19 protein-coding genes are annotated in these 25,761 nt (G+C 70.8%); 6 read left to right on the top strand and 13 right to left on the bottom strand.

What is annotated here, in order from left to right; translation table 11 throughout:
* Positions 1-40: 40 nt before the first annotated feature.
* On the bottom strand, positions 41-1,339 hold the full coding sequence (gene waaA, locus H570_RS0100535; RefSeq protein ID WP_027079056.1) for a lipid IV(A) 3-deoxy-D-manno-octulosonic acid transferase: 1,299 nt from the start codon (positions 1,337-1,339) through the stop codon (positions 41-43).
* A gap of 39 nt (positions 1,340-1,378) precedes the next feature.
* On the opposite strand from waaA, the gene H570_RS18720 reads away from it, so the two are divergent.
* Positions 1,379-1,582 carry a hypothetical protein gene (locus H570_RS18720; RefSeq protein ID WP_156899781.1) on the top strand — a complete coding sequence of 68 codons (204 nt, stop codon included), beginning with the start codon at positions 1,379-1,381 and terminating at the stop codon, positions 1,580-1,582.
* Complete coding sequence (lpxL, locus tag H570_RS0100530) at positions 1,579-2,493, top strand: LpxL/LpxP family Kdo(2)-lipid IV(A) lauroyl/palmitoleoyl acyltransferase (protein ID WP_027079055.1); 915 nt, start codon at positions 1,579-1,581, stop codon at positions 2,491-2,493. The genes H570_RS18720 and lpxL overlap by 4 nt, the downstream gene beginning before the upstream one ends.
* Positions 2,494-2,574: 81 nt before the next feature.
* Here lpxL and H570_RS18715 read toward each other — a convergent pair whose 3' ends face one another.
* From H570_RS18715 to H570_RS0100495, 7 genes are all read right to left on the bottom strand, one after another.
* A complete protein-coding gene (locus H570_RS18715; RefSeq protein ID WP_169447713.1) occupies positions 2,575-2,901 on the bottom strand; it encodes a hypothetical protein in 327 nt (108 codons plus the stop codon).
* A 228-nt stretch (positions 2,902-3,129) separates the two neighbouring features.
* Positions 3,130-4,479 carry an O-antigen ligase family protein gene (locus H570_RS0100520; RefSeq protein ID WP_027079054.1) on the bottom strand — a complete coding sequence of 450 codons (1,350 nt, stop codon included), beginning with the start codon at positions 4,477-4,479 and terminating at the stop codon, positions 3,130-3,132.
* Positions 4,476-5,615 (bottom strand): glycosyltransferase, encoded by a 1,140-nt coding sequence (locus H570_RS0100515; RefSeq protein ID WP_027079053.1) that lies wholly within the window; start codon positions 5,613-5,615, stop codon positions 4,476-4,478. Before H570_RS0100515 ends, H570_RS0100520 begins: the two co-directional genes overlap by 4 nt.
* A 31-nt stretch (positions 5,616-5,646) precedes the next feature.
* Positions 5,647-5,847, bottom strand: a complete 201-nt coding sequence (locus H570_RS0100510) for a zinc-finger domain-containing protein (RefSeq protein ID WP_027079052.1) — start codon at positions 5,845-5,847, stop codon at positions 5,647-5,649.
* Positions 5,848-6,249: 402 nt separating this feature from the next.
* On the bottom strand, positions 6,250-6,960 hold the full coding sequence (locus H570_RS0100505; protein ID WP_027079051.1) for a pirin family protein: 711 nt from the start codon (positions 6,958-6,960) through the stop codon (positions 6,250-6,252).
* 83 nt (positions 6,961-7,043) lie between these two features.
* Positions 7,044-7,631, bottom strand: a complete 588-nt coding sequence (locus H570_RS0100500) for a YceI family protein (RefSeq protein WP_027079050.1) — start codon at positions 7,629-7,631, stop codon at positions 7,044-7,046.
* A gap of 67 nt (positions 7,632-7,698) precedes the next feature.
* Entirely contained in the window at positions 7,699-8,289 is a 591-nt protein-coding gene (locus H570_RS0100495) for a malonic semialdehyde reductase (RefSeq protein WP_027079049.1), read from the bottom strand.
* A gap of 130 nt (positions 8,290-8,419) precedes the next feature.
* On the opposite strand from H570_RS0100495, the gene H570_RS0100490 reads away from it, so the two are divergent.
* The gene (locus H570_RS0100490; protein ID WP_027079048.1) at positions 8,420-9,373 is read left to right on the top strand and encodes a mitochondrial fission ELM1 family protein; all 954 of its coding nucleotides are present in this window, start codon (positions 8,420-8,422) and stop codon (positions 9,371-9,373) included.
* Positions 9,374-9,431: 58 nt separating this feature from the next.
* Here the strand turns inward: H570_RS0100490 and H570_RS15700 are convergent, their stop codons facing one another.
* The 5 genes from H570_RS15700 to H570_RS0100465 form a co-directional block, all read right to left on the bottom strand.
* Positions 9,432-10,592, bottom strand: a complete 1,161-nt coding sequence (locus tag H570_RS15700; RefSeq protein ID WP_051176004.1) for a PQQ-dependent sugar dehydrogenase — start codon at positions 10,590-10,592, stop codon at positions 9,432-9,434.
* Positions 10,593-11,306: 714 nt separating this feature from the next.
* Positions 11,307-14,168: a bifunctional [glutamate--ammonia ligase]-adenylyl-L-tyrosine phosphorylase/[glutamate--ammonia-ligase] adenylyltransferase gene (gene glnE / locus H570_RS15695; RefSeq protein ID WP_051175933.1), complete on the bottom strand. Its 2,862-nt coding sequence runs from the start codon at positions 14,166-14,168 to the stop codon at positions 11,307-11,309.
* Positions 14,169-14,328: 160 nt separating this feature from the next.
* On the bottom strand, positions 14,329-15,909 hold the full coding sequence (locus tag H570_RS15690) for a flavin monoamine oxidase family protein (RefSeq protein ID WP_036134541.1): 1,581 nt from the start codon (positions 15,907-15,909) through the stop codon (positions 14,329-14,331).
* A gap of 223 nt (positions 15,910-16,132) precedes the next feature.
* Positions 16,133-17,749, bottom strand: a complete 1,617-nt coding sequence (locus tag H570_RS0100470; RefSeq protein WP_027079047.1) for a phytoene desaturase family protein — start codon at positions 17,747-17,749, stop codon at positions 16,133-16,135.
* 93 nt (positions 17,750-17,842) lie between these two features.
* Positions 17,843-18,973, bottom strand: coding sequence for a UDP-N-acetylglucosamine--N-acetylmuramyl-(pentapeptide) pyrophosphoryl-undecaprenol N-acetylglucosamine transferase (locus tag H570_RS0100465; protein WP_051175932.1), 1,131 nt, complete (start codon positions 18,971-18,973; stop codon positions 17,843-17,845).
* Positions 18,974-19,795: 822 nt separating this feature from the next.
* On the opposite strand from H570_RS0100465, the gene H570_RS0100455 reads away from it, so the two are divergent.
* The 3 genes from H570_RS0100455 to H570_RS17935 all read left to right on the top strand — a co-directional run bounded on the left by H570_RS0100455 (position 19,796) and on the right by H570_RS17935 (position 25,756).
* Positions 19,796-20,365, top strand: coding sequence for an ECF-type sigma factor (locus tag H570_RS0100455; RefSeq protein ID WP_027079045.1), 570 nt, complete (start codon positions 19,796-19,798; stop codon positions 20,363-20,365).
* Positions 20,355-22,970 (top strand): serine/threonine protein kinase, encoded by a 2,616-nt coding sequence (locus H570_RS17940; protein WP_027079044.1) that lies wholly within the window; start codon positions 20,355-20,357, stop codon positions 22,968-22,970. The genes H570_RS0100455 and H570_RS17940 overlap by 11 nt, the downstream gene beginning before the upstream one ends.
* 167 nt (positions 22,971-23,137) lie before the next feature.
* Positions 23,138-25,756, top strand: coding sequence for a serine/threonine-protein kinase (locus H570_RS17935; RefSeq protein WP_027079043.1), 2,619 nt, complete (start codon positions 23,138-23,140; stop codon positions 25,754-25,756).
* Positions 25,757-25,761: the final 5 nt, after the last annotated feature.

Genomic DNA, 25,761 nt, shown 5'->3' with positions numbered 1-25,761 from the left:
AGCCGTCGCGTTCCTGGCGCCCCGGGCGGCGCAAACCCGTTCAGGCCGGCTTGCGCGGCAGGTCCCGGCCAACCAGCTCGAGCGTGCGTGCCAGCGCGCCGCGTCCCTGCATCACCAGCGCCATGCCGGCCGCGGTCATCGCGGTGCGGCGCGCGCCGTCGGCGAGCAGCGCCTCGATCGCATCGCCCACCGCGTCGGCATCCTCGCCCACGCACAGCGCATCGACGCTGCGCAGCTGCCGGGCGATGTCGGCGAAGTTGTGCAGGTGCGGCCCGGTGACCACCGCGGTCCCCACCGCCGCCGGCTCGAGCATGTTGTGGCCGCCGATGTCCTGCAGGCTGCCGCCGACGAAGGCGACCTGCGCGCAGGCGTAGAAATCCATCAGCTCGCCAAGCGTGTCGATCACGAACACCGCGTCGTCGCGGTCCGGCCAGCGGGTCAGCCGGCGCGTGGCCACGCGCCAGCCGGCGTCGATCGCAGCCTGCGACACCGGCCGGAAGCGCTCGGGATGGCGCGGCGCCCACAGCAGCAGCAGGTCGGGCCAGCGTTCGCGCAGGCGCCGGTGGATCGCGACCACCGCCGCCTCCTCTTCGGGATGCGTGCTGGCGGCGATCCACGCCGGACGCGTGCCCGCATGCTCGCGGAACGTGGCCGCCGACGCCTGCCAGCGCGGGTCCATCGCGATGTCGAACTTCAGGTTGCCGGTGACCACCACCGCATCGCGGTCGGCGCCCAGGCGCACGAAGCGCTCGCCATCGCGGCGCGACTGCGCGGCGACTGCGCGCAGCGTGCGCAATGCGCGCCCGACCAGCGCCCGCAGCACCCGATAGCCGCGCAGCGATCGCTCGGACAGGCGCGCATTGACGATGTAGACCGGAATGCCCTGGTCGCGGCAGCAGAACAGCAGGTTCGGCCACAGCTCGGTTTCCACGATCAGGCCCAGCCGCGGCCGGTAGTGCCTGAGGAAGCGACGCACCGCGCCGGACAGGTCGTAGGGCAGGTAGACGTGTTCGACGCGGTCGCCCCACAGCGCGCGCGCGCGCGACGAACCGGTGGGCGTGATCGTGCTGACCAGCAGGCGCAGGTCCGGCCGTTCGCGCAGCAGGGCGTTGATCAGCGGCGCTGCCGCGCCAACCTCGCCCACCGAGACCGCGTGGATCCACACGGTTTCGTGGTGCCCCTGCGCGCCGTACGCGGCGTAGCGCTCGTTCCATCGCTGGAAGTATTCGGGCTGGCGGAAACCGCGCCAGATCAGGTGATACACCGTGACCGGCACCAGCAGGTACAGCGCGGCCGAATACAGGGCGCGCAGCAGGTGTTCGATCGGGTCGTTCCGCATCCGGGAAGGATAGCGGGGATTCGGGATTCGGGATTCTGATTGATCGTCATCCTTCGCAAGCGCCGGTTTTCCATTGCCACGGTCGAATGCCGGGTTGTGCATCGCACCGGAGCCGCATTCGCGCAGCGCCAACGGAATTCCACTCATCCGTGGATCAGGCCCGTTATTGAAGCCGGGCCTGCGGAAGCGGCCGCTGCATGGCCGGCCGGGCCGCTGCTCGCCACCGGTAGAATCGCGGCATGAGCGCAACTCCCGACATCGGCCCGCCTCCACTCGGCCCGCGCCACTGGCCGACGTGGCTGGGCATCGGCGCGATGGCGCTGCTCGCGCGGCTGCCGTGGTCGTGGCAGCGCGCGCTCGGCCGGCCGCTGGGCGCGCTGCTGTGCACGCTGCTGGGCGAGCGCCGCCGGATCGCGCAACGCAATCTCGAACTGTGCTTCCCGAAGCTCGATGCAGCGGCGCGCGACGAACTGCTGCGCGAACACTTCCGGTCGCTGGCGATCGGCCTGTTCGAGTTCGCACGCGCGTGGTGGGGATCGGTCGCGTCGCTGCGCCGCGGCCTCGTGGTGGAAGGCCTGGAGCACATCGAGGCCGCGCGCGCCGACGGCCGCGGCGTGATCGTCGTCTCCGGCCACTTCACCACGCTGGAAGTCTGCGGCCGACTGATGTGCGACCACATCCCGCTCGCCGGCATGTATCGCCCGCACGCGCAGCCGGCGATGGAATGGGCCGTGCGTCGCGGCCGCGCGCGCTATGCCGCGGCGATGTTCCCGAAGCAGGACGTGCGCGGCGCGGTGAAGCACCTCAAGCGCGGCGGCCTGCTGTGGTACGCGCCCGACCAGGATCCCAGCCGCGGCGACAGCGTCTACGTCCCGTTCTTCGGGCGGCCTGCGCACAGCCTGACCTCCACCCACCAGCTCGCGCGCATGTCCGGCGCGGCGGTCGTGCTCTTCCAGCACGCGCGCCGCGCCGACGGCGGCTACACCCTGAAACTGTGGCCAGCCTTCGACGATTTCCCCTCGAAGGACGCCACCGTCGACACCGCCCGCGTCATGGCCGGCATCGAAACCATGGCCCGCGCCGCGCCCGCGCAGTACCTGTGGATCCACAGGCGCTTCAAGCGCACGCCGGACGGCGTCTCGCCGTACGCCTAGCCGGCGCCCTTGCAGGAGCGGCTTCAGCCGCGAGTTCCTGATCTTCGCCAAGTCGCCCAGAGCTCGCGGCTGAAGCCGCTCCTACAAGATCAAGATCAAGAGCTCGCGGCTTCCGCCGCTCCTACAGGGGCGACGATTGGTGCCGTTGCCGTTGCCGTTGCCGTTGATGTTGATGTTGCTGTTGCTGTTGCTGTTGCTGTTGCCGTTGATGTTGATGTTGATCTTCGGGGCCCCTCCGTAGCGGCGGGGCCGGCGGATCAGACCCGCAGGGCGCCGCACATGGATGTGCGGCGTTTTCCGCGGGGGCAGGATGCCCCCTCGGAAAATCCCGCCGGCTCCGCGGACGCGACGCGCAGCGTCGGGCGCGCAGGCGGGGTGTGTTTCTTTGCGCCAGGTTTCTTTGCACAAGCAAAGAAAGGTGGCTCGCGCCGTCACGGCGCGAAAGCTCTTGATCTTGATGTCGGCGAAACGGGAACGGCCGGCAGGTCAAGACCCGCCCTGCGACGAATCCGCGGCGGCAACGCGAAGAGCGCGCTTGGGGCGTAGCCCCGACCAACGGCGCAGCCAATTGTCCTGGCAAGCGGTGAAACGGCTGGCCGATTGGCCTTCAGCAAACGGAAGAAATGCCTGCGCGACTCACTGCGCCGCGGGAACTTCGCCCGGCGGCGGCTCCGCACGCGCCAGCAAACTGCCCGCGAACAGCGCCGCCAGCAGCAGCGTCAGCCCACCCCAGAACGTCGAATAGAACGCCAGGTGCGTGTTGAACGGGAACACCGTGACCGCCAGCGCCAGCATCGCCGGCCGCGCCCGGTCGCGCGCGCCATCGTCGGCGAATCGCCATGCGCGCCACGCCAGCGCAGCGCCCGACAGCCACAGCAGCAGGCCGATCAGGCCGGTTTCGCTGAGGATCTCCAGCACGATCTGGTGCGCGTGGAAGGCCGGGCCCGAACCCCAGGCCGGGATCTGTTCCGGCTCCGGGTCGCAGGCCGGGAATGCTTCGCGGAAGCTGCGCGCACCCACGCCGTTGACCGGATGCTCGCGCGCCATGCACAGCGCCGCGCCCCAGATCCGGCCGCGCCCCGACAGCGCACTGTCCAGCCCGGTCTCGTCGGCGGTCAGCGCCTGCGCCGTGCGTTCGACGCGGTCGCGCACCTGCGGCACGGTCAGCGCCAGCACCAGCAGCAACGCACCGCCGAACACGAACACGCCCGCCAGCTTCTTCCAGCCCAGCAGGCGCCAGCCGGAGAACAGCAGCACCAGCGCATACGTGATCCACGACGCGCGCGCGCCGCCGAGCAGGATGACCACCCCGACCAGCGCCGCGGCAACGATCCAGCCGACGCTGCCGAAGCGACGTCCGGCGACGTACAGCACGAACGGCGACAGGCTGGCCAGCACGATGCCGAGCTTGAGGTTGCACGGCCCGAGGATGCCGCTGAGGCGGTCGACCGCCGCGACTTCCTCGGCGCTGCACATCGGCCGGTGTTCGATCAGCTGCTTGAGCGCATCCAGTCCCCAGAACAGCGGGCTGGTCCCGGACAGCGCCTGCAGCAGCGCGTCCAGCGTCCACGCGCCGGCGATGATCGCCAGGCCGCCGAAGGTGATGCGGCGGCCGTGCCTGTCGGCCACCGCCGCCGCGACCAGCCACAGGAACGGCAGGTAGCGCAGCGCGGTGGCGGCCTTGTAGAACGCGTGCCTGGCATCGACCGCGTCGAATGCCGACAGCAGCTGCGGCAGCCAGTAGGCGAAGAACAGCGCGCTGGTCAGTGCCCACGCCGGGCCGCTGAGCAGCTCGGTGCCGCCGCGGAAGCGGGTGGCCAGCAGCTTGAAGATCGCCGCCAGCGCGCCGAGCACCAGCACGCCCTCGGCGATGCCCGGCGCCGGCCACAGCGCGACGAACGCCAGCACCCAGTACGGCGCCCAGCGCCAGCCGCTGCGCGGTGCCGTTGTTGCGGTGCCGATGGCATCTGCGGTCGGATGGGTCATGGGGCCAGTTCCCGGTAGACGGCGAGCGTGGACTGCTGCATGGCCTGCAGCGAGTAGCGCGCGACCAGGGGCGGCATCGTAGCGTGAAGCACGGCGCGCTGCGCAGCATCGCCAAGCAGCGCGCGCGCGCCGGCATGCAGCGCGTCCATGTCGAACGGCACGACCGCGCCGGCCGGCTGCAGTTCGCGAAGCAGTTCGCCGACACCGCCGTGCGCCCATCCCAGCACCGGGCGCCCGACCGACAGCGCCTCGATCACGGTGCGGCCGAATGCTTCGGGCTTGCGCGACAGCTGCAACACCAGGTCGCTGGCGGCGTAGGCATTGGCGATGGCGGCCGTCGGCGGCGTGATCGCCAGCGCGTCGGCGATGCCGAGTGCGGCGGCACGCGATTCGAGTTCAGCGACGTAATCCGCGCGCGCCGGATCGCGCGCACCGGGCATCCACAGTCGCGCATCGAGGCCATCGCCGCGCAGTCGCGCAAGCAGGACCAGCGCGTCGGCATGGCCTTTCAGACGGGTGCCGCGCCCTGGCAGCAGCAGCAGCGGGCCGTCGCCGCCGAGCCGCGGATACGGCGCCGACACGCCAATGCGTGCAATGCGGTCCGGCCACGGCGCGGACGGGAAGGCTTCCGGGTCGATGCCGCGCGGAACCACCCGGAGTTTCGCGGGATCGGTGCGCGGATAGTGCCGCAGCACGTAGTCGCGCACCGTATCGGAGACGCAGACCACGCGCTCGCCGTGCGTCATCACCGCGCTGTAGCGCGAGGGCGAGTTGAGCCCGTGCACGGTGGTCATGAAGCGCGGGCGCCGTGCGCCGGGCATGCCGCGCAGCGCGCGCCAGCCGATCCACGCCGGCAGCCGCGAGCGCGCGTGCACGATGTCGACCCCTTCGCGCGCCAGCAGTTCGCGCAGCGGACGCACCTGGCCCAGCGTCGCCAGCGACTTGCGGCCGATGTCGAGCGCGACGTGCTCGGCGCCGGTTTCGAGCAGCCTCGGCACCAGCCGTCCGCCGGCGGAAACAACGATCGCACGATGCCCCGCGCGCACCAGCGCGTCGGCGATCTCGAGGGTGGAGCGTTCGACGCCGCCGGACTCCAGCGCCGGCAGCAGTTGCACGACGGTCAGCGCACCGGGCATGTCCGGGCGGGCCGGGCGCGCGCCGTCGGCCTCAGTCGACCAGCACGAAATGCGCGCCGCAGTACGGGCAGTCGGACTCGCCGCCCTCGGTCTCGATCGGCAGGTAGACGCGCGGATGCGAGTTCCACAGCCCCATCGACGGCAGCGGGCAACTCAGCGGCAGGTCGGCGCGATGCACCTCGTAGCGCTTCTGGGCATTGGCTTGCGCGGGCGTGGCGTTGGCTGCGGTCATGGCGGAGGAGACTGGAATGCGGGATGCCCGCAGTTTACCAAGGCGGGGCCAAGCCGGCCCGCTCCCCCGCTCCACCGGCCCGGCGGGGGCGAATCCCCAAGCCAGCCGGCGCAATCGCGCCGGGCGCCCGCTCTTGCCCCGACCCCGACGCCTGCCCCTGCTCCTGCTGCCGGAAACCAGCCGCCCAGCCAATGCCGGCAGACCCGGGGGCGACGCACATGGATGTGCGCCGCTTTTCCATGTGGCAGGGGGGCGATCAGAAAAATCCCTGCGCCAGTGAATCGCCCGGTGAGCGCCGTAAGGGCAAGCGTTCTTCCTTGCTTCCGTTTCTTTTGACGCCCATCAAAAGAAATGAAGCCGCCGAAGGCCGGAGCCTCCGAGTTGGGGCTGATCGCCGAATCTTCAGGCCGGCAGGTCGAACAGGAGCACGTCGGCGACGTCGCCAGCCGCGCCTTCGAGGTGCAGCTCGCCTGATTCGTCCACGTAGCCGATCGCGTCGCCCGCCACCAGCGCATGGCCGTCGACTTCGGCGGCGCCCTGCGCCAGGTGCAGCCAGTAGCGCCGATCCGGACGCAGCGCGAACGCAGCGGTTTCGCCTTCGCCCAGGCGCACGCCTTGCAGCCACGCCTGCTGGCGGATGGCGAGGCTGCCATCGGCGCCATCGGGCGAGGCCAGCGTCGCCCAACGGCCGCGCCGCGCCTGCGGATCGAAGCCCTTCTGCGCATGCGCGGGCGGCGCGTTGACGCGATCGGGCTGGATCCAGATCTGCAGGAAGTGCACCGGCGCATCCTTCGAAGCGTTGAACTCGCTGTGCTCGATGCCGTGGCCGGCACCCATCCACTGCAGCTCACCTGGTTGCAGCACGCCTTCGCCGCCATTGTCGTCGCGGTGCGCGAGCGCGCCGTCGAGCACGTAGCTCAGGATCTCCATGTTGGCGTGGCCGTGCGGCGGGAAGCCCGCGCCGGGCGCGACCCGGTCTTCGTTGATCACCCGCAGCGGACCCCAGCCCATCCACGACGGATCGTGGAAGTGGCCGAATGAAAACGTGTGGCGGCTGTCGAGCCAGCCGGTCTTGACCTGGCCGCGGTCGGCGGCGGCGCGCAGGACCTGCATGATGGATGCTCCTGTTGCAAGGCGGAAACGAAACCGCCGCGCCGTTGCGGGCGCGGCGGCGATGCCGGGCGTGCCCCGGCTGGTTACTGCGCCGCTTCGGCCTTGGGCACGACGGCCTCGGTGGTGATGCGCAGCTTCACTTCATCGCTGACGTTGGGCACGTAGCTGGCGACGTCGAAATCGCTGCGCTTGATCGTCGTGGTGGCGTCGAAGCCGATCGCCTCGCGCTGCGCCATCGGCTGCACGGCGGCCTTGTTGAGCGTCACGTCCAGCACCACCGGCCTGGTCTTGTCCTTGATGGTCAGGTCGCCGGTCACCTTCAGCTTGCCCTCGCCCGCGGCTTCGACCCTGGTGCTCTTGAAGGTCGCGGCCGGGAATTTCGCCGAGTCGAAAAAATCGGCGCCAAGCAGGTGTTCGGTGAGGTCAGGCACGAAGGCGTTGAGGCCGGCCAGCGGCAGCGTGACCTGCACGCTCGAGGCGGCAACGTCGTCGGCGTCGTACACCAGCGTGCCGTCGGCCTGGCCGAAGTGCGCCGACGGGTTGGAGAAGCCGAAGTGGTTCCACTGCGCGATCACGTCGGTGTGGTTGGGGTCGAGCTTGTAGGTCACCGGTGCGGCGAAGGCCGAAGCGGCGAACAGCGAGAGCGCGGCGGCAAGGGCGAGGCGTTTCATGGGGAATCTCCGGAATGTGGGTTGCAATGGAAAGGTGGCGGCCTTCGGGCGGGCCGCGCGGCGACGGCTACTCGATGCGTGCGGCTTCGTCGAAGCCCAGGCGCGGCGAGCGGTCGAAGATGCTGGCCGGGTCGCCATGGCCGAGGTTGACCAGGAAGTTCGACTTGATCGCGGTGCCCTTGAAGAACGCCTCGTCGACCTTGTCGGTGTCGAAACCGGACATCGGCCCGGTGTCCAGGCCCAGCGCGCGCGCGGCCATGATCAGGTACGCGCCCTGCAGGCTGGAGCTGCGCAGGGCCACGCGGTACATGCGCTCTTCCGGCGAACCTTCGAACCAGGACTTCGCGTCGGTGTGCGGGAACAGGTAGGGCAGCTTGTCGTGGAAGCGCATGTCGTAGCCGACGATCACCGTCACCGGGGCGGCCATGGTCTTGGCGAAGTTGCCCTCCGACAGCGCCGGGCCGAGCTTCTCCTTGGCCGCCTTCGACTTGACGAACACGAACCGCGCCGGCGTGGTGTTGGCCTCGGTGGGACCGAACTTCACCAGGTCGTAGAGCCGGTGCAGGGTCTCGTCGCTGACCTCCCCGCCGAAGGCGTTGTAGGTGCGGGCGGTGCGGAACAGCTGGTCGAGGGCGGCGTCGGGGAGGGCGGCGGACATGGGGCTCCTTGCGTGTGCGGTTCAAAAAAATGACGCGGGTAACGCGTCGAGGGTGCCAGTGTAGAGTTCCGCGGGTGACGGGAAAGCCCTATGCCCGGAACATATTGCGTGCAAATTCAGAACAACAGGATTGTTTTTGATCGATTACGCACATTCATGCGCCATCAGCGACGGGCGCGCCGGCAACGTCCGGCAGGCCGATGCGCTGGCCGCGGCGCTGGCCGAAGGCGACCACGCGCGCTGCCTGCTGGCGCCACGCGCGCCCTGGCGGTGGCTGGCTCCGCGCCGGTTGCCGGGCAGCCAGTTCGCCTTCGGGGATGATTTCGGGCGCCTGCTGGCAGCGCCTCCCGCGCTGGCCGTCGGCTGTGGCCGCCAGGCCGCGCTGGCCACGCGCCTGCTGCGCGCGCACGGCGTGGCGACCGTGCAGATCCTCGATCCACGCATCGACCCGGCGCACTGGGACCTGGTCGTCGCGCCGCTGCACGACGACCTGTCAGGCGCCAACGTCATCACCACCCTCGGCAGCCTGAACCCGGTCGACGACGCCTGGCTGGCTGGCGCGCGCGCGCGCTTCGCCGCCCTTGGATCCCTGCCCGGCCCGCGCACCGCGCTGCTGCTCGGCGGAGGCAGCGCGCATGCGCGCTTCGACCGCGCCGCGTTCGAGGCCATGGCGACGATGCTCGATGCCGCGCTGGCGCGCGACGGCGGCAGCGTACTCGCCACCGCATCGCGCCGCACGCCGGTGGACGTATGCGATGCGCTGCGCGAGCGCTACCGCGACACACCCGGCCTGGCCTGGCGCGACGAAGCCGACGGCCCCAATCCCTACCCCGGCCTGCTGGGCTGGGCCGACCGCATCGCCTGCTCGCCCGATTCGGTGAACATGATTTCCGAAGCCTGCGCGACGCACGCACCGGTGTTCGTATTCGACCCCGGCCGCGTGCACGGGCGGCCACGCCGCTTCCTCGATGCATTGCTGGCTCGCGGACGCATCCGCGCAATGGATGCCACGCTCGCGCCGTTCGACGTCGAACCGCTGCGCGAAACTACGCGCGTGGCCGCCGAGATCCGAAACCGCCTGTAGGAGCGCCCCATGGGCGCGGTTGCTTTCCCCGGTAAGGCATCGCGCCCATGGGGCGCTCCTACAACACGGGTGTCAGCTTCAGCAGCCTGGCGCCGGTGCCGTCCTCCAGCAGCCAGATCGCGCCGTCCGGCCCCTGCTCCACCTCGCGGATGCGCTGGCCCATGTCGTAGCGCGCCGCTTCGCTCGCCTGCACGCCGTCGAAGCGGATCCGCACCAGCGCCTGCGAAGCCAGGCCGCCGATGAAGCCGTCGCCGCGGAAGTACGGGAACATCGACCCGGAATAGATGACGAAGCCCGCCGGCGCGATCACCGGCGTCCACCACGCTTCGGGCGCGTTGAATTCCGGGCGGGTGTCGTGGTCGGGGATCGGGGTACCGTCGTAGTGGTCGCCGTTGGAGACGATCGGCCAGCCGTAGTTGGCGCCGCGCTCGACCAGGTTGAGTTCGTCGCCGCCCTTCGGCCCCATCTCGTGTTCCCACAGCCTGCCGGCGGCGTCGAAGGCCAGCCCCAGCACGTTGCGGTGGCCCAGCGTCCACACCTGCGCGGCGATGCCGCCTTGGGCGACGAAGGGGTTGTCGGCCGGCACGCTGCCGTCGGCGTTGAGCCGCACGATCTTGCCCAGGTTCGACTGCATGTCCTGCGCCGGCGTCATCTGCTGGCGCTCGCCGGAACTGATCCACAGCTTGCCGGATCCGTCGAACGCAATGCGATGGCTGTAGTGCGCGGTGCCATTGACCTTGGGCACCTGCCGCCAGACCACCTGCAGGTTGGACAGGCTGCCGCCCGTGCCGGCGTCGAGGGTCAGCGTCGCGCGCGCCACCGCGGCGCCGCGGGTGTCGCCGCTGCCCGCTTCGACGTAGCTCAGGTAGACCAGATGGTTGCTGGCGAACTGCGGATGCAGCACCACGTCGCCGAAGCCGCCCTGCCCGCCGTAGTCGACCGCCGGCACGCCGACGATCTCGCCCACCTGCCGGCTGGCCGGATCGAACAGGCGCAAGCGGCCGCGCTTCTCGGTGACCAGCAGGCGGCCGTCGGGCAGGAAGGTCATCGCCCACGGCTCGTCGAAGCGCGCGAACTCGGTCTTGACGAAAGGCTGCGCCGGAACGCGCAGCGCCGGCAGCCGGCCGCCGGTGGGCGGGGGAACGGCAGTAGCGGTCGCTCCCGTGCCCGGGGTGCTCGCCGGGCGCGGGTCGACGGCCGTGCCGGCGGCGCCCGGCATTCCGCGGCCGGCATGGGCAGCCGTTGCCGCATTGGTGGCCTGCGCATTCACGCCGTCGACGGTCACGGCAGCACGCTCGCAGCCGGCGGAGAACAGGGCAATACCTGCGATGACCGGCAGCATGCGGCGCATGGCGATCTCACCGTGGGAGGCGTGCGTGGTTATACGCCGTCATGGCGGTTGCCGCGTGATGCCCGGCGGCGGAACACACACAGCGCTCGCGGCGGGGCGAAGCGCCCACGCATCGTCATTCCCGCGGCTTTCAACAGACGAACGCTTGGTCAGCGGAGATCCAGTGGCTCGGTGGGGTGCAGTCCAGGAGCTCGCGGATGAAGCCGCTCCCACGAGATCGGGCGCCAAGTGAACCGTCACGCCCGCACATCGCTCCACGTAGGGCGGAACCGCCGCAGGCGATTCCGCCGGATGCGGATCGAACGATGCGACCCGAAAGACATGCGGCGGAATCCGCTGCGCGGGTTCCGCCCTACGAGGTCTTCGCGCGGTGCGGTCCGAGAGCTCGCGGATGAAGCCGCTCCTGCAAGGTCGAAAGCGCTCGATGAGACGCTACGTCCTTGCATCGTCATCCTTGCGCAAGCGGTGATGCAGTGGCTTTCGCGAGGCACGGTTCGGAGCTTGCGGCTGAAGCCGCTCCCACGGATCCAGTTCGCAGCTGTCGCCACCATTGCACGATCGATCGCGACACGAAATTCGCATTCAACGCGCGTCGCGCAGGCGGCGCATCTCGCTGGTTTCCTCGCGCGGCGTGGCGCGGCGCTCGTCGAACACCAGGCCCGCGCTGCGCACGCCCGCGCGCACCGCGGCGCGCGCGGCGGCGACGGCATCGTTTTCCACCACCCAGCGGCGGCGGCGGTCGAGCGTGCAGTCCAGCCCGGCGGCGAGCAGCACGCCGTGGGCTTCACGCAGTGCGGCTGCGGTGTCTTCGTCCAGCGCGCCAGCCGCGGCGCACGCATCGACCAGGCCCGGCGTGTCGCGCGGGACCAGCAGCAGCGGCGACTGCGCGGCATCGCGCAGGACCAGGTACTGGAGCAGGAACTCAAGGTCGACCAGCCCGCCCTCGCCCTGCTTCAGGTCGAAGCCGACGGCATCGCTGCGGTCGAGCTCGGCGCGCATGCGCCGGCGCATCGCGTCGACGTCCTCGCGCAGCGCAGCGCCGCCGCGCGGGCGGCCGAGGGTGTCGTCGCGGATCGCGCGCCAGGCATCGCCCAGTGACGCATCGCCGGCAACGAAGCGCGCACGCACCAGCGCCTGGTGTTCCCAGGTCCAGGCGCGGTGGCGCTGGTAGTCGTCGTAGCTCGACAGCGTCGACACCAGCAGGCCCTTGCCGCCGTCCGGGCGCAGGCGCACGTCGATGTCGTACAGGCGCCCGGCGGCGGTGACGGTCCCGAGCAGGGACACGATCTTCTGCGCCAGCCGCGCAAACCAGCGCGGCGCGTCCAGCGCACGGGCACCGTTGGACTGCAGGTCCCCGCCGCCGACGGGCGAGGCGTCGTAGAGGAACACCAGGTCGAGATCGGAACCGAAGCCCAGTTCCTCGCCGCCGAGGCTGCCGTAGCCGACGATGCCGAAACGCGCGCCGGCGATGTCGCCGTGGGCGCGGCGCATCTCGCGCAGCGCCAGCTGCAGCACCACGCCGAGCACCGCATCGGCCAGCCATGCGAGCTGGCGGGCGCTGTCGCGTGCGTGCTGGCGGCCGTCGAGGGTGGCCAGCGCGATGCGGAAACTCAGCGCCTGGCGGGTCTCGTTGAGCACCATCAGCGCGGTTTCGGTGTCGTCATGGGCCAGCGCCTGCGCGCACTGCGGGGCGAACGCGTCGCGCTCGGGCAAGGGGCCGGCAACGCGCGCGTCGAGCAGTTCGTCGAGCAGCAGCGGCAGCGTCGCCACGCGTTCGGCGAGGAACGCGCTGCGCACCACCGCATTGACCAGCCGCGACAGCGCCGCTGGCTGTTCGTCGAGCAGGGCCAGGTAGCTCGCGCGGCGCAGGATGTTGTGCAGCAGCGCCAGCAGCCGCCGCAGCACCAGCTGCGAATCGATCGCGCTGCCCGCGGCCTGCACCAGCACTGGCACCACGCGATCCAGGCGCGCGCGCGCGCCGTCGGACAGGTCGCGCACGCCCGGCGTGCGCACGAAGTCGCGCAGCGCGGTGTCCGCCGCCGCGGGATCGGCGTAACCGGCATCGGCCAGCGCCGCCGCGTCGCCACCGTCGGGCAGCGCCTGCCAGTAGGCGGCCAGTCCGCCGGCATCGGGCTTGCGCCGGCGCGGTGCGAGCAGCGCGGCGAACTCGTCGGCCACCTGCACGCGCACGCCGTCGAGCTGAGTGCGCAGCGTCGGCCAGTCGGCGTGGCCAAGCGCGGTGGCGATGCGCGCGCGATCGGAGGGATCCTCCGGCAATGCATGGGTCTGCGCATCGCGCAGCATCTGCAGCCGGTTCTCCAGCCGCCGCAGATGGCGGTACGCAGCCACCAGCATGTCGCGGGTTTCGACCGACAGATGATTGGCCTCGCACAGCGCGTGCAGCGCGCGCATCAGGCTGCGGCTGCGGAGGGTCGCGTCGCGGCCGCCGTGGATCAGCTGCAGCGCCTGGGCCAGGAACTCGATCTCGCGGATGCCGCCGGGCCCGCGCTTGATGTCGTCGGCCAGGTCCTTGCGCGCGACCTCGGCCGCGATCGCCGCCTTCATCGCGCGCAGGCCGTCGAGCGCGCCGAAGTCGAGGTAGCGGCGGTAGACGAATGGCCGCAGCGTCTCCAGGAACGCTTCCCCGGCGGCGATGTCGCCGGCCACCGGCCGCGCCTTCTGCCACGCATAGCGCTCCCAGTCGCGGCCCTCGCGCTGGAAGTACTGCTCCATCGCCGCGAACGACAGGGCGACGCGGCCGGCGTTGCCGAACGGCCGCAGCCGCAGGTCGACCCGGTGGCAGAAGCCGTCCGCGGTCACCTCGTCGAGCAGCTTCGCCAGCTGCTGCCCGAGCCGGGCGAAGTACGCCTCGGCCGCGAGCGGGCGCGGGCCATCGCTTTCGCCATCGTCGGCGTAGGCATAGACCAGGTCGATGTCGGAGCTGAAGTTGAGCTCACCGCCGCCGAGCTTGCCGAGGCCGAACACCACCAGCCGCTGCGGGTTGCCATCTCGGTCGCGGACCACGCCGTGGCGCGCGGCGAAGTCGTGCTCCAGCGCCGCCAGCGCGACCTGCAGGCACTGCTCGGCCAGCGCGGTGCTGCCGGCGAGGGTGGCGTCGACGTCGTCCAGCCCGAGCACGTCGCGCCAGACCAGCCGCGCCGAACCGGCCGTGCGATGGCGACGCAGCAGCGCGGGCCAGTCGGCGCGGCTGTCGGCCTCGAGCCGCGGCGGCGGCAGCGGATCGGCGCCGTCGCCGGCGGCCAGCCGCGCCAGAAGCTCCGGATGGCGCGCCAGCACGGCGATGGCGAAATCACTGGCCAGCGCGACCCGGGCCAGCTTCGCGCGCAGCCCCGGATCGGCCAGCACCTCGGGCGCGAACCGGGCCAAGGCACGCTCAATGGCGGGATCGTCGGGGATGGCTGGAGGGAGGGCGGGATCGTTCACGCCGCGATTGTGGCACCGGACATAAAAAAAGCCCGGAGCGGCGAACCGCTTCGGGCTTTTGCTCCCTCCCCCACGTCGGGTGCAGGTCGATCGTGAAGGAATTGTTAGTGCCATTGCACGCTGCAGTGCAAAAGAGGACTGGCCGGTTCAGGAATCGGGCTCAGGCGGCACGGCGTGCGTCCACGGAACGCAGTGCGCGCAGCACCGCCGTCGCCGCGGTCTCGCCCGATTCGCAGCCGCCTTCCATGAATCCCTGGGTGTCGAGCGCGCAGTGCTCGCCGGCAAAGTGCAGCCCGCCGACCGATTGGCCCATCGCGCCGCGCAGGCCGGTCCAGTCGCCCGGACCCAGGCACGCATAGCTGCCCAGCACCCAAGGGTTCGATGGCCAGTGCATGCGCACCTCGCGCGCGCCAGCGCGTGCCGCCGCTGCGCCAGGAAACATCCGGTCGATCGCGGCGGTGGCGGCATCGGCCTGCTGTTTCGGCGTGCCCTGCCCGATCTCGACGCCGTGGCGGCCGCCCGTGAAGTTGGTCAGCACGCCGCCGGCACCCGGCTGCTTGCGGGTGGTCTCCCAGGTGCTCTGGAACACCAGGTCGCTGAAGGACGCGCCGTTGGCACCCTGCGCGCGCCAGACCCGGCGGTCGTAGCCGATCATCAGCTTCGCATTGGTGCCGTAGGCGAGCGTGTCGATGGCCTGGCGTTTCAGCGGTGGCAGCGCCACGTCGACCCGCACCTTGCGCAGCAGGGTGAAAGGCAGCGCGAGGATGACCTGCCGCGCGGCCACGTCACGGGTCGCGCCGTCGCGGCGGAACGTCAAGGTGTAACCCGATGCGTCGCCACGCACCGCTTCCAGCACGCTGCCGGTTTCGACCGCATCGGCCAGTTTCGCGCCCAGTCCGTGCACGACCAGGTCGTTGCCGCCGCGCACGTGGAAGCGCTCGTCGCTGCTGCCGAACACGGCAAAGCGGTCCTTGTCGTCGGTGCCGATGAAGGTGAGGAAGTTCAGCGCCGACTGCCGGTCGGTCTCCAGCCCCATCTCGGTGGTGTAGGCGACGTCGATCAGCTTGCGCAGCCAGCCCGACACGCCGTTGCGGTCGAGCCACTGCGCGATCGACAGCGCGTCGAGCGCGTCGGCCCCCTGGTGGTCGTCGTGCAGGATGTCGCCGTCGCCAAGGGTGGCGAGGTCGCGCTCGATCGCCGCGACGACCGGGACGAAGGCCTCGACGATCTCGCGTTCGGATATCGCGCGACCGTCGAAAAACCAGGTGTCATGGTCGGCATCGCCTTCAAGCAGGTCGTCCAGCACCAGCCCGAGTTCGGCTGCGAGCGTGCGGATGCGGACATGGTCGCTGTCGATCAGCTCGCCGCCCAGCTCGATCACCTGGTCGTCCGGGAAGTGGTTGCGCAGGCTGAGCATGCGCCCGCCGATGCGGTTCTGCGCCTCGAACACGCGCACCCGCACGCCCTGCTGGCGCAGGCGCCACGCGGCGGTGAGCCCGGCAATGCCGGCGCCGACGATGGCCACCTCGTCGCCCGCGGGCATGAGCGGCTTCGGCAGGCTGCCGCAGCCGGCCAGCAGCAGCCCCGCGCCGGCCGCCTGCAGGAAGCGCCGGCGCGAATGATCGGCGCGCTGTTCGCAGCCGCGCGCGTAGAACTCGTCGAGCGGCGCCGCATCATGCGTGGCTGCGCGCGCGATGCGCGCAGCGCGTTGCAGCAGGTGGAACAGCGGCGTGCGGCCCATCGGTGATCCTCGCGACAAGGGTTTCAACCTGTATCGCGGAAACCGTCGGACAGCGGCCATTGGCTGCGCGCAGGCCGCCGCTGCATCCCCGGCGCGCCGGACTGCCTGGTGGCGTGGAAGCAACGGACGTCGCGATGACGCCACGATAAAAGCGTCGCGACTTCCGTCGCTTCCTGTCCGCAACTTGCGGCAGGATGACGGACGTCGGGAGTGCAGCAGCGACCTACGAAGGCCTCGGGCCGCGCTTGAGGTCGCGCAGGATTTCCCGCGCGGCATTGCGGCCCGGCAGGCCGGTCACGCCACCACCGGGGTGGGTACCGGATCCGCACAGGTAGAGGTTGCCGAGCGCGCCGCGATAGTTGCCCTGGCCCAGCAGCGGGCGCGCGCTGAACAACTGGTCGAGGCCGAGCGAGCCGTGGAAGATGTCGCCGCCCACCAGCCCGAAGGTGCGTTCCAGGTCCAGCGGCGTCAGTGCCTTGTAGCCCAGCACGCTGCGGCGGAAATTCGGCGCGCAGGCATCGACGGTGTCGATCATCAGGTTGGCCACGGTGTCGCGATGCGCATCCCAGCCGCCGTCGACGTCCGGATGCACGTGCTGGCAGAACAGGCTGGCGACATGCTGGCCGGGCGGCGCGAGGGTGTCGTCGAGCGTCGAGGAGATCACCAGTTCCACGATCGGCGCGCGCGACCAGCCGGGATTGTGCTCCTTCGACTTCGCATCGAAATACGCCTGCTCGAAATAGCGCAGCGAGTGCCCGACCAGGATTCCGCTCTGGTGGTGCGGCTGCAGCTGCGTCCCCGGCGCGGCGCTGAAGTCCGGCAGCTCCGACAGCGCGACGTTCATGCGAAACGTGCCCGAACCGCAGCGGTAGCGTTCGATCCGCTGCGCGGTGTCATCGTCGAGCACGCCGGGTTCGACCAGCTTCGTGTACAGCAGCTTGGGGTTGAGGTTGGAGACGACGGCAGCGGCGCGGAACTCCCGGCCGTCCGCCAGCGCCACGCCGACCGACTTGCCGCCTTCGACCAGCAGCCGCGCCACTTCGGCATCGGTTTCGACCACGACGCCGCGCGCCGCGCATTCCCTGGCGATGGCTTCGCTGATCGCCCCCATGCCGCCGATCGCGTGGCCCCATGCGCCGGACTTCCCGTTGACCTCGCCGAACACGTGGTGCAGCAGCACGTAGGCGCTGCCGGGCGTGTACGGACTGGCGAAGTTGCCGACCACCGAATCCCAGCCCAGCACCGCCTTCAGCGGTTCGGATTCGAACCAGTGGTCGAGCATCTCGCCGGCCGACTTGGTGAACAGGTCGAGCAGGTCGCGGCGGCCGCGCATGTCGAGGTGCTTCAGCTGCTTGGCCACCGACAGCGAGCCCAGCCAGTCGGCGAGCACGAAGCGATCGCTGACGTTGGGCGGCGTGCGCAGCATCAGTTCGCGCAGCACGACGACCACGCGCTCGAGCATCGCGTAGTACGCCGGCAGCCGCTGCGCGTCGCGCGACGACCACTGCGCGACTTCATCGTGCGTGCGCTCGCCGCCGAGGCGGAACGCGCGGCCGTCGGGCAGCGGCAGGAAGTTCGCGTACGGCCGCTCGACCACGCGCAGGCCGTGTTCGGCCAGTCGCAGGTCGGCGATGACCCTGGGGTTGAGCAGGCTGACGGTGTAGCTGGCGCTGGAGTTGCGGAAGCCTGGCAAGAATTCCTCGGTCACCGCGGCACCGCCGACGATGCCGCGCCGCTCCAGCACCCGCACCTGCAGCCCTGCGCCGGCAAGGTAGGCGGCACAGACCAGCCCGTTGTGGCCGCCGCCGATGATGAGGATGTCGCTGTCTCGGGTTGTCATCGATTCACTCCGAAGCCGGGGCCGCGGGCCTCCACTCCAAGGGAAGGGAACAGCGGGTGGTCGCGCGCTGCTGCATGGCCGCAAGCATGAATTTCATCGCGCGCGCTGCGCCAGCACCCGCTCCACCAGGTCGGCAAGGTTGATCGCCGCCCGCGGCCGGCCCATCGATGCGGCCACCGCGGCCGCCTGCGGCAGCTTGATCGCCGAGGCGAACAGTTCGCCCAGCAGTTTCGAAAGCTTTTCCGCGGTCAGCTCCGGCTCCGGCACGCACCAGCCCACGCCGGCCTCGGCCAGCGTGTCGGCATTGCGACGCTGCTCCTCGCGCGCACCGCCTTGCGGGATCGGCACGAAGATCGCCGGGCGGCCGACGGTCAGCAGGTCGGCCGCGGTGGTGGCGCCGGCGCGGGTGATCACCAGGTGCGCGGCGCGCAGGCGCGCGCCCATGTCGTCGAAGAACGGGCGCACGTCGGCAGCGATGCCGGCTTCGCGCAGGCGCGCGGCGATCGCATCGGCATCGTCGCCTTTGTACTGCAGCGCCACGCGCAGGCGGCTGCGGATATCCGCGGGCAGCGCCAGCAGCGCCGGCGGCACGACTTCGCCGAACACCCGCGCGCTCTGGCTGCCGCCGACCACCAGCAGCTCGATCGGCGTCTGCGCCGACAGCGCCGGGTAGTCGCCGCGCGCGGCGAGGATCCCGGCGCGCACCGGGTTGCCGGTCTCGGTGATGCGCGCCGGGTCGATGCCGTCGGCGCCGGCAACGGCGGGGAAAGAGGTCGCCAGCGCGTCGGCGTACCCCAGCAGCTGGCGGTTGGCCATGCTCAGGCGCGTGGCCTGTTCGTGCAGCAGCAGCGGCAGCTTCAGGCTTTTCGCCGCGACCGCGGGCGCGAAGCTCGGGTAGCCGCCGAACCCGACCAGCAGCGCGACGCCGCGACGCTTCATGTCGCGCCGCGCCTGCAGCGTCGCGCGCAGGATCACGAACGCCGCCGCCAGCTTGCCCCCGATGCCGCCTGCCAGGCTGCGCGCCGGCAGCACCAGGTGCGGGATGCCTTCCAGCGCCTTCGCGTACTGCGCGCCGCGCCGCTCGGTGTAGATCACCACGCCGTGGCCGCGCCGCTGCAGCTCGCGCGCCAGCGCTTCGGCCGGGAACAAATGACCGCCGGTGCCGCCGGCGGCAAGGCCAATCGTTGTGGACGGGGTTGGCCCGACGGCCTGGGGGTTCGCCATGGATCCATCGCGTGGAAGTCGAGCCGCGACTATAGCGAGGCGTCCACGCAGCAGCCAGAAAACATCCCGCCGCCGTCAGCCGCTGCTGTCGTCGGACATCGTGCTGCGGGAACTCGCGCAGCGGCTCGTGTGCCGGCGTCCCTGCGCCACGCCATTGTTCGCCGCCGGTTCCAGCGCGCGCCGTGCGGCTGCCTAGGCACCCTTCGAGTCGACATCCGCGTAGGTCAGCAGATAGGCGCGCGCGCTGTGCGCTGCTGCGAGGTCGGATCGATGCCAGCGCGGATGCGATCGCGGCGCGCGCCCGCACGTATTCTCCCTGCCGCTGCGTATCGCCCAGCAGCCGGGGCGCCAGGCCTCCCCGGGCCATCGCCAGTCCGGCATAGGCAGCGGCACGGCGCGGTCAAGTTCGACCGCCTTGCAGTAGTGATCAATGGCGCTGCGATCGTCGGCTTCCGAACCGCGCGCGCTGAAAAGAGCTGCCCTGGATGAACGCGCTTTCAGGCATCCAGGTTGCCGCTCGGCGGACGGACGCTCTGCACTACCAGCAGCTCAGCCAGGAACGGGCGCCGGCTCATCGCCGCCAAACCGGCATTCGCGGCACCGGCGGAACTCCACGGGCCGGCCTGCCCCGGCATGGCCTTTCCCGCACCCCCGGCAACCAGGCTTCATTCAGGGCGCAACGCAACGCGGCGGCCGCTGCGGCCACGGCGCGTGGCGGCCGCATTCGCCGCGCTCCGGACGCGCCCGGATTGTCTCCGTCCGGGGGGGCTGGTAGCGTCAACGGCTGCGTGTCCGGAGGAATCGGACCAGGGGAAGCGGGAAATGGCGGAAGCCGACATCACCAGATTGCTCGCACTTGCCCGCGACGGCGAGCCGGCACAGATGGCGGCCGTGTTCGAGGCGCTGTATCCCGAGCTGCGTCGCCTCGCCAACTCGCGCATGTACGGCCGCGAATCGACGTTCACCCCTACCGTGCTGGTGCACGAGCTGTTCCTGCGGATCAGCCAGGGCACGCCGCTGTCGCTGGCCGATCGCAACCATTTCTTCGCCGCCTCGGCCAAGGCGATGCGCTGGATCCTGGTCGAACACGCGCGCCAGCGCGCCGCCGGCAAGCGCGGCGGCGACCAGGTGATGGTCAGCCTAGACGACCAGATCCCGGACGCGGACGCGCAGATGACCAGCGTGCTGATGCTCGACCAGGGCCTGACCGCGCTGGAAGCGATCAGCCCGCAGCGCCGCCAGATCGTCGAACTGCGCTACTTCGCCGGCATGGAGTTCGCCGAGATCGCGCAGTTGCTCGAGATCTCAGAGCGCACCGTGTATCGCGAATGGGAGCGCGCGCGCGCGTTCCTGCAGGCGATGCTCGACGACGACGGTGGTGATGGACGCTGAAACCCTGGCGCACTGGCGCGCCGCCGACGCCCTGTTCGACCAATGGCTGGACCTCCCCGAAGCCGGGCGCGAGGCCTGGCTCGCCGCGCAGGCGCTGATCGAACCGGTGCGGCAGCGGCTCGGCCAACTCGTGGCCGCGCACCGCCGCCCGCGCGCGGCACTCGATCCGTTCGGCGGCAACCTCGCCGGCCACCAGTTCGGCGGCTGGGCCCTGGACGCCGAACTGGGCCGCGGCGGCATGGCAGTGATCTATCGCGGCTGGCGCGAGCAGGGCATGGCGCGGCAGCAGGCGGCGATCAAGATCCTCACCCTCGGCGCGCTGGGCGCGGTCGGCCGCGACCGCTTCAAGCGCGAAGCGGCGATCCTGGCGCGCCTCAACCACCCCAACATCACCGCGCTGGTCGACTCGGGCGTCGCCGACGACGGCACCTGCTGGCTGGCGATGCCGCTGGTGGAAGGCGAGCGCATCGACCGCTGGTGCGAATCGAACTCGCCCGACGCGCGCGCGATCGTCCGGCTGTACCTGCAGGTCTGCGCCGCGGTCGCCTGCGCGCATCGCAACCTGGTGATCCACCGCGACATCAAGCCCTCCAACGTGCTGGTGGACGCCGACGGCCACGCGCGCCTGCTCGACTTCGGCATCGGCCAGTTCGCCGATAACGAGGACGAACAAACGCAGACGATGTGGCGCGCCTTGACCGTAGGCTACGCCGCGCCCGAACAACTGCACGGCGCACCGCCGAGCACCGCGATCGACGTCTACGGCCTGGGCGCCCTGCTGCACCGGTTGCTGACCGGGCGCACGCCGCATGCCGCCCACGAGAACACCGGCACCACCCGACCCTCCGCGCTGGTGCGAAGCGCCGGCGACGCCTACCACCGTCACTATGCTCCGCTGAAGAACGACCTGGACCGCGTGCTGCTCAAGGCCCTTGCCGAGGAGCCGGAGCATCGCTACCCCACGGCCGAGGCCCTCGCCGACGACCTGCGCCGCTGGCTGGGCGGCCAGCCGGTGCTGGCGCAGCGCCCGAAGCTCGGCTACCGGGTGCGCAAGTTCGTCGCCCGCAACAGGGTCGGCGTGACCGCGGGCGTGCTGCTGGCCGCGAGCCTGTGCGCCGGCATCGGCGCGACGCTGTGGCAGGCCGGCGAAGCCCGCCGCGAGGCCCAGCGCGCGGTCGTGGTGCGCGACTTCCTCGCGCACGTGTTCACTTCCACCGAGCCTGCGGCGGGCGCGGTGCCGACCGCGATCGAACTGCTCGACGAAGGCGCGCGCCGCGCGCGCTCGAACATCCTGGAAACTGACCCGCTCGCCGCCGCGGACATCCTGATGCTCACCGGCAACGCGAGGATCGCGCTGGACGACCTGGACAAGGCGCTGGCCGACCTGACGCAGGCAGGCGAGCTGCTGTCCGCGAGCGGCTCGGCGGCCCACCTGGAACGCTCGCGCATCGAAGCCGGCCTGAGTGGCGTGATGCGCGAAACCGGCAGGACAGACGCGGCGATCGCGCATGGCCGCCGGGCGGTGGAACTCGGGGCGCGGGCCCTGGCAGGAAACGGCGACGTCGCGACCTACCTCAACGCCAGGATCAGGCTCGGCCGTGCGCTTTCCTTCAGCGATCCGCACGCCTCCCGCGCCGAGTTCGAGGCCGTCATCGGAGCGATCCACCGGTACGGGCTGCAGGACACCGGACTGCACCTCGATGCGCTCACCGGGCTGCGCGACCAGACGTTCGCGATGGATCGCGACAACATGCAGCAGCACGCCATGCACGCGGAGGAAATCCTGCGTCTGTCGCGCCTGGTGGATGGGCCCGACAGCGGCCGGTACGTGCATACGCTCGCGAACAACGTCGTCGTGTTCCTGACCGTCGGCGAAGACGAACTCGCGCGGCAGGTCGCCTTCGAGGCGATCAAGACCGCCGACCGCATCTACCGGAAGCCGCACTCGACGAAGGCCCTCGCCTACTGCGCCGCCGGCGGCTACCACTACTACACCGGGCGCAACGCCGAGTCGCTGGAATACTATTCGGTGGCCGACGGGATCTACGCGCAGCTCCCGAACAACCAGCAGGAAATCGAGTCGTGCTTCCGGATGAGCGGCCATGCCCATCTGAGCGTTGGCAAACTCGACATCGCGCTCGCGAACCTGGAACGGGCCTGGCAGATCCTCGAACAGCTCGACTACCGCGGCACCAAGCAGGGCTACGACACCTGCGGCCTGCTGGCCACGACCCAGATCCGGCTGGGGGCGGTGGACGAAGCGGAACGCACGCTCGCCCAGTGCCCACAGGCCGAAGGCGCACCGAAGGCAATCATGCGCATGCAGGCCCAGGCGGAGCTGCATTTCGCGCGCGGCGAAATCCGCGAAGCCACCATGCTGGCCGCTGCCATTCGCCAACGCTGGCCGCGCGAAGCCGATATCACACGTACCCAGTGGATGCGGCCGTGGATGCTGTCGCTGCTGCTGGCCCGCAACGCGGGTGATACGTCGGCACAGACGCGGCTCGCCGCCGAGCTCGGCGACCTTGGCGACCTTGGCGACAACTCATTTCTTTCGCATTGCCTGGCCAAGCCCGATGAAACGAACTGCCTGGCCGTCCCCTAGTCCGGCGTCGCTGTGTGCAGGGCCTGCGATCCATGCAGGACGCACGCCACGCAGCTGCTGCAGCAACGATCCGCTGCCGACCTCGCATGTTCCGGCGCGACCGGCAACCGCCTTCTTTCGACAGCGCGTGCTGTCAGTCCCCGGCGCCGAAAATCGTGGGAAGCGAAATGGACCCTGAGACCCTCTCCCACTGGCAGGCGGCCGACGCCGCCTTCGACCACTGGCTGGACCTGCCCGAAAACGAACGCGACGCCTGGCTCGCCGCGCAGGAACTGGCCGAACCGGTGCGCCGGCACCTCGACCAGCTGATCGCCGCGCATCGGCAGCCGCGCGCATCGCTTGATCCGTTCGGCGGCAACCTGATCGGCCACCAGTTCGGCGGCTGGACCCTGGACGCCGAACTGGGCCGCGGCGGCATGGCAGTGGTCTATCGCGGCTGGCGCGAGCAGGGCATGGCGCGGCAGCAGGCGGCGATCAAGATCCTCACCCTCGGCGCGCTGGGCGCGGTCGGCCGCGACCGCTTCAAGCGCGAAGCGGCGATCCTGGCGCGCCTCAACCACCCCAACATCACCGCGCTGGTCGACTCGGGCGTCGCCGACGACGGCACCTGCTGGCTGGCGATGCCGCTGGTGGAAGGCGAGCGCATCGACCACTGGTGCGAGCGCGAGGCACTGGACACGCGCGCCGTCGTCGGCCTCTGCCTGCAGGTCTGCGACGCGGTGGCCCACGCCCACCGCAGCCTGGTGATCCACCGCGACCTGAAGCCCTCCAACGTGCTGGTCGAAGCCGGCGGCCACGTGCGGCTGCTCGACTTCGGCATCGGCCAGTTCACCGACTCCACCGAAGAGCGCACCCACACGCTTTGGCGCGCGCTGACGCCGGGCTATGCCGCGCCGGAACAGCGGCTCGGAGCGGCATCGAGCACGGCGATGGACGTGTACGGCATCGGCGCGCTGCTGCACAAGCTGCTCAGCGGCAAGGCCCCGCGCGAGTCGGAGCCGGGCGAGGCCACCACGCCTACCCGTCCGTCGCTGCTGGTGCGCGACATCGGCGACCTCCATCACCATCACCACGCCGCGCTGAAGAGCGACCTCGACCGCGTGCTGCAGAAGGCGCTGGCCCCCGAACCGGCACGGCGCTACTCATCGGCCGAAGCGCTGGCCGACGACCTGCGCCGCTGGCTCGGCGGCCAGCCGGTTCTGGCGCAGAAGCCGAAGCTGGGCTATCGCCTGCGCAAGTTCGTGGGGCGCAACAAGCTGGGCGTGGCGGCGGCGGTGCTGCTGGTCGCAACGCTTGCAGGAGGCATCGGCGCGACGCTGTGGCAGGCGGACGCGGCGCGGCGCGAGGCGGACAATGCGCGCGTGCAGGCGCAGCGCGCGATCCTGGTGCGCGACTTCCTGCAGCAGGTGTTCGCGTCCACGCAGCCTTCGGCGAACGACGTCCCCAGCGCGCTGGACCTGCTCGACGAAGGCTCCAGGCGCGCACGCTCCCCGGCCCTTGCCAACGACGCGCTGGCGGCGGCCGATATCCTGACCCTCACCGGCGGCGCGCGCATGAAGCTGAGCCGGTTCGGGCAGGCCGAAGACGACCTGCGTACTGCCCTGGAGCTGCTCGAAAGGCGCGGCCCCGGAAGCATTGCCGAGCGGATGCGCGCGCACCAGGAACTGGCGGAGGTGTTCTGGAACACCGGCAGGCAGGAGTTGGGGGTGGAACACGCGCGCAAGGCTGTGGCGCTCAGCGAAACCGACGGTGTTCCGCAACGGAACCGACTCGATGCCAGGCTTGCCCTGGCGATGGCCACCACGTACCTCGACCCGGCCGCCGCGGAAACGATGTCGCGCGAGTTGCTGGACGATGCCATCGCCGCCGGGTTCGGCGACACCCACCTGCACCGCGACATCCTCGATGGCCTGGCATCGGCCCTGATCTACGCGGGGCGCGATCGCGCCGGCACGATGCCGGTCCTGGACGAGTCGCTGCGCCTGACCCGCTTGCTGGACGGTGAAATGAGCGGCGCATACGCCTATGCGCTGGCCGATGCGTCGGGTACGTTCCTGCTGGCGGGCAAGGCCGAGCGCGCCGGCGAGATGCTGGAACAGGCGGCACGGATCGCCGAGTCGGTCTACGACCAGCCCCACCAGGCCGCGGCCGTGATCCAGTGCCAGCTGGCCGCGCACCTGCACCTGCGCGGCGGCCAGCGCGAACAAGCCTTGCGGCACTACGATGCGGGCGCCGACATCGATCGCACGATCGGACGCAAGAACCTCCATGCCGCGGAGTGCGCGCGTTACCGCGGAATCCTGCGCGCGTCGCTCGGCCAGTACGCCGGGGCGCTGGAGGACCTCGACCGCAGCCAGTCGCTGCGGGCCCTGAACAGCCAGCTGAGAACCGCGGTCACCCGCAGCATCTGCGGCCTGCGCGCGTCGATCCACCTCCGCCAGGGCGACGCGTTACGGGCACAGCATGCGCTCGACCGGTGCCCGGCTTCAGCGAAGGCCGGCGACTCGATCTACTTCTCGCTGGCGCAGGCGGAAGTGCTGATCGCGCGCGGCATGACGGACGAGGCCGCGGCACTTGCAGGGACATTGCGGCGCGCGACGGGCAACCGCGGCCCGGACAACAACTGGATGCGCCCGTGGATGCTGTCGATGCTGCTGGCGCGGCGTGCCGGCGATACCACGGCGGAAGCCGAGCTGGCCTCGGAGGCCGCGGATTTCGCGCATCTGCCCCCGGCTGCCGCCTGCTTCACCAACCCGACCAAGGCGAACTGCCTGGCACTGCCCTGACAGCT

The sequence above is a fragment of the Luteimonas mephitis DSM 12574 genome, from assembly GCF_000422305.1.
GTDB classification, from domain to species: domain Bacteria; phylum Pseudomonadota; class Gammaproteobacteria; order Xanthomonadales; family Xanthomonadaceae; genus Luteimonas; species Luteimonas mephitis.
Note: the sequence above shows the minus strand (reverse complement) of the source record. Positions and strands in the feature narration are given on the sequence as shown.

Coding starts and splice junctions, on each gene's coding strand:
- H570_RS0100455 (WP_027079045.1), top strand. CDS start 19,796: ATGGCGGAAGCCGACATCACCAGATTGCTCGCACTTGCCCGCGACGGC.
- lpxL (WP_027079055.1), top strand. CDS start 1,579: ATGAGCGCAACTCCCGACATCGGCCCGCCTCCACTCGGCCCGCGCCAC.
- waaA (WP_027079056.1), bottom strand. CDS start 1,339: ATGCGGAACGACCCGATCGAACACCTGCTGCGCGCCCTGTATTCGGCC.
- H570_RS0100515 (WP_027079053.1), bottom strand. CDS start 5,615: ATGCCCGGTGCGCTGACCGTCGTGCAACTGCTGCCGGCGCTGGAGTCC.
- H570_RS0100520 (WP_027079054.1), bottom strand. CDS start 4,479: ATGACCCATCCGACCGCAGATGCCATCGGCACCGCAACAACGGCACCG.
- H570_RS17935 (WP_027079043.1), top strand. CDS start 23,138: ATGGACCCTGAGACCCTCTCCCACTGGCAGGCGGCCGACGCCGCCTTC.
- H570_RS0100495 (WP_027079049.1), bottom strand. CDS start 8,289: ATGTCCGCCGCCCTCCCCGACGCCGCCCTCGACCAGCTGTTCCGCACC.
- H570_RS0100500 (WP_027079050.1), bottom strand. CDS start 7,631: ATGAAACGCCTCGCCCTTGCCGCCGCGCTCTCGCTGTTCGCCGCTTCG.
- H570_RS15690 (WP_036134541.1), bottom strand. CDS start 15,909: ATGGGCCGCACGCCGCTGTTCCACCTGCTGCAACGCGCTGCGCGCATC.
- H570_RS0100510 (WP_027079052.1), bottom strand. CDS start 5,847: ATGACCGCAGCCAACGCCACGCCCGCGCAAGCCAATGCCCAGAAGCGC.
- H570_RS0100505 (WP_027079051.1), bottom strand. CDS start 6,960: ATGCAGGTCCTGCGCGCCGCCGCCGACCGCGGCCAGGTCAAGACCGGC.
- H570_RS0100470 (WP_027079047.1), bottom strand. CDS start 17,749: ATGACAACCCGAGACAGCGACATCCTCATCATCGGCGGCGGCCACAAC.
- H570_RS17940 (WP_027079044.1), top strand. CDS start 20,355: ATGGACGCTGAAACCCTGGCGCACTGGCGCGCCGCCGACGCCCTGTTC.
- H570_RS15700 (WP_051176004.1), bottom strand. CDS start 10,592: ATGCCGGGCGCCGCCGGCACGGCCGTCGACCCGCGCCCGGCGAGCACC.
- H570_RS0100465 (WP_051175932.1), bottom strand. CDS start 18,973: ATGGCGAACCCCCAGGCCGTCGGGCCAACCCCGTCCACAACGATTGGC.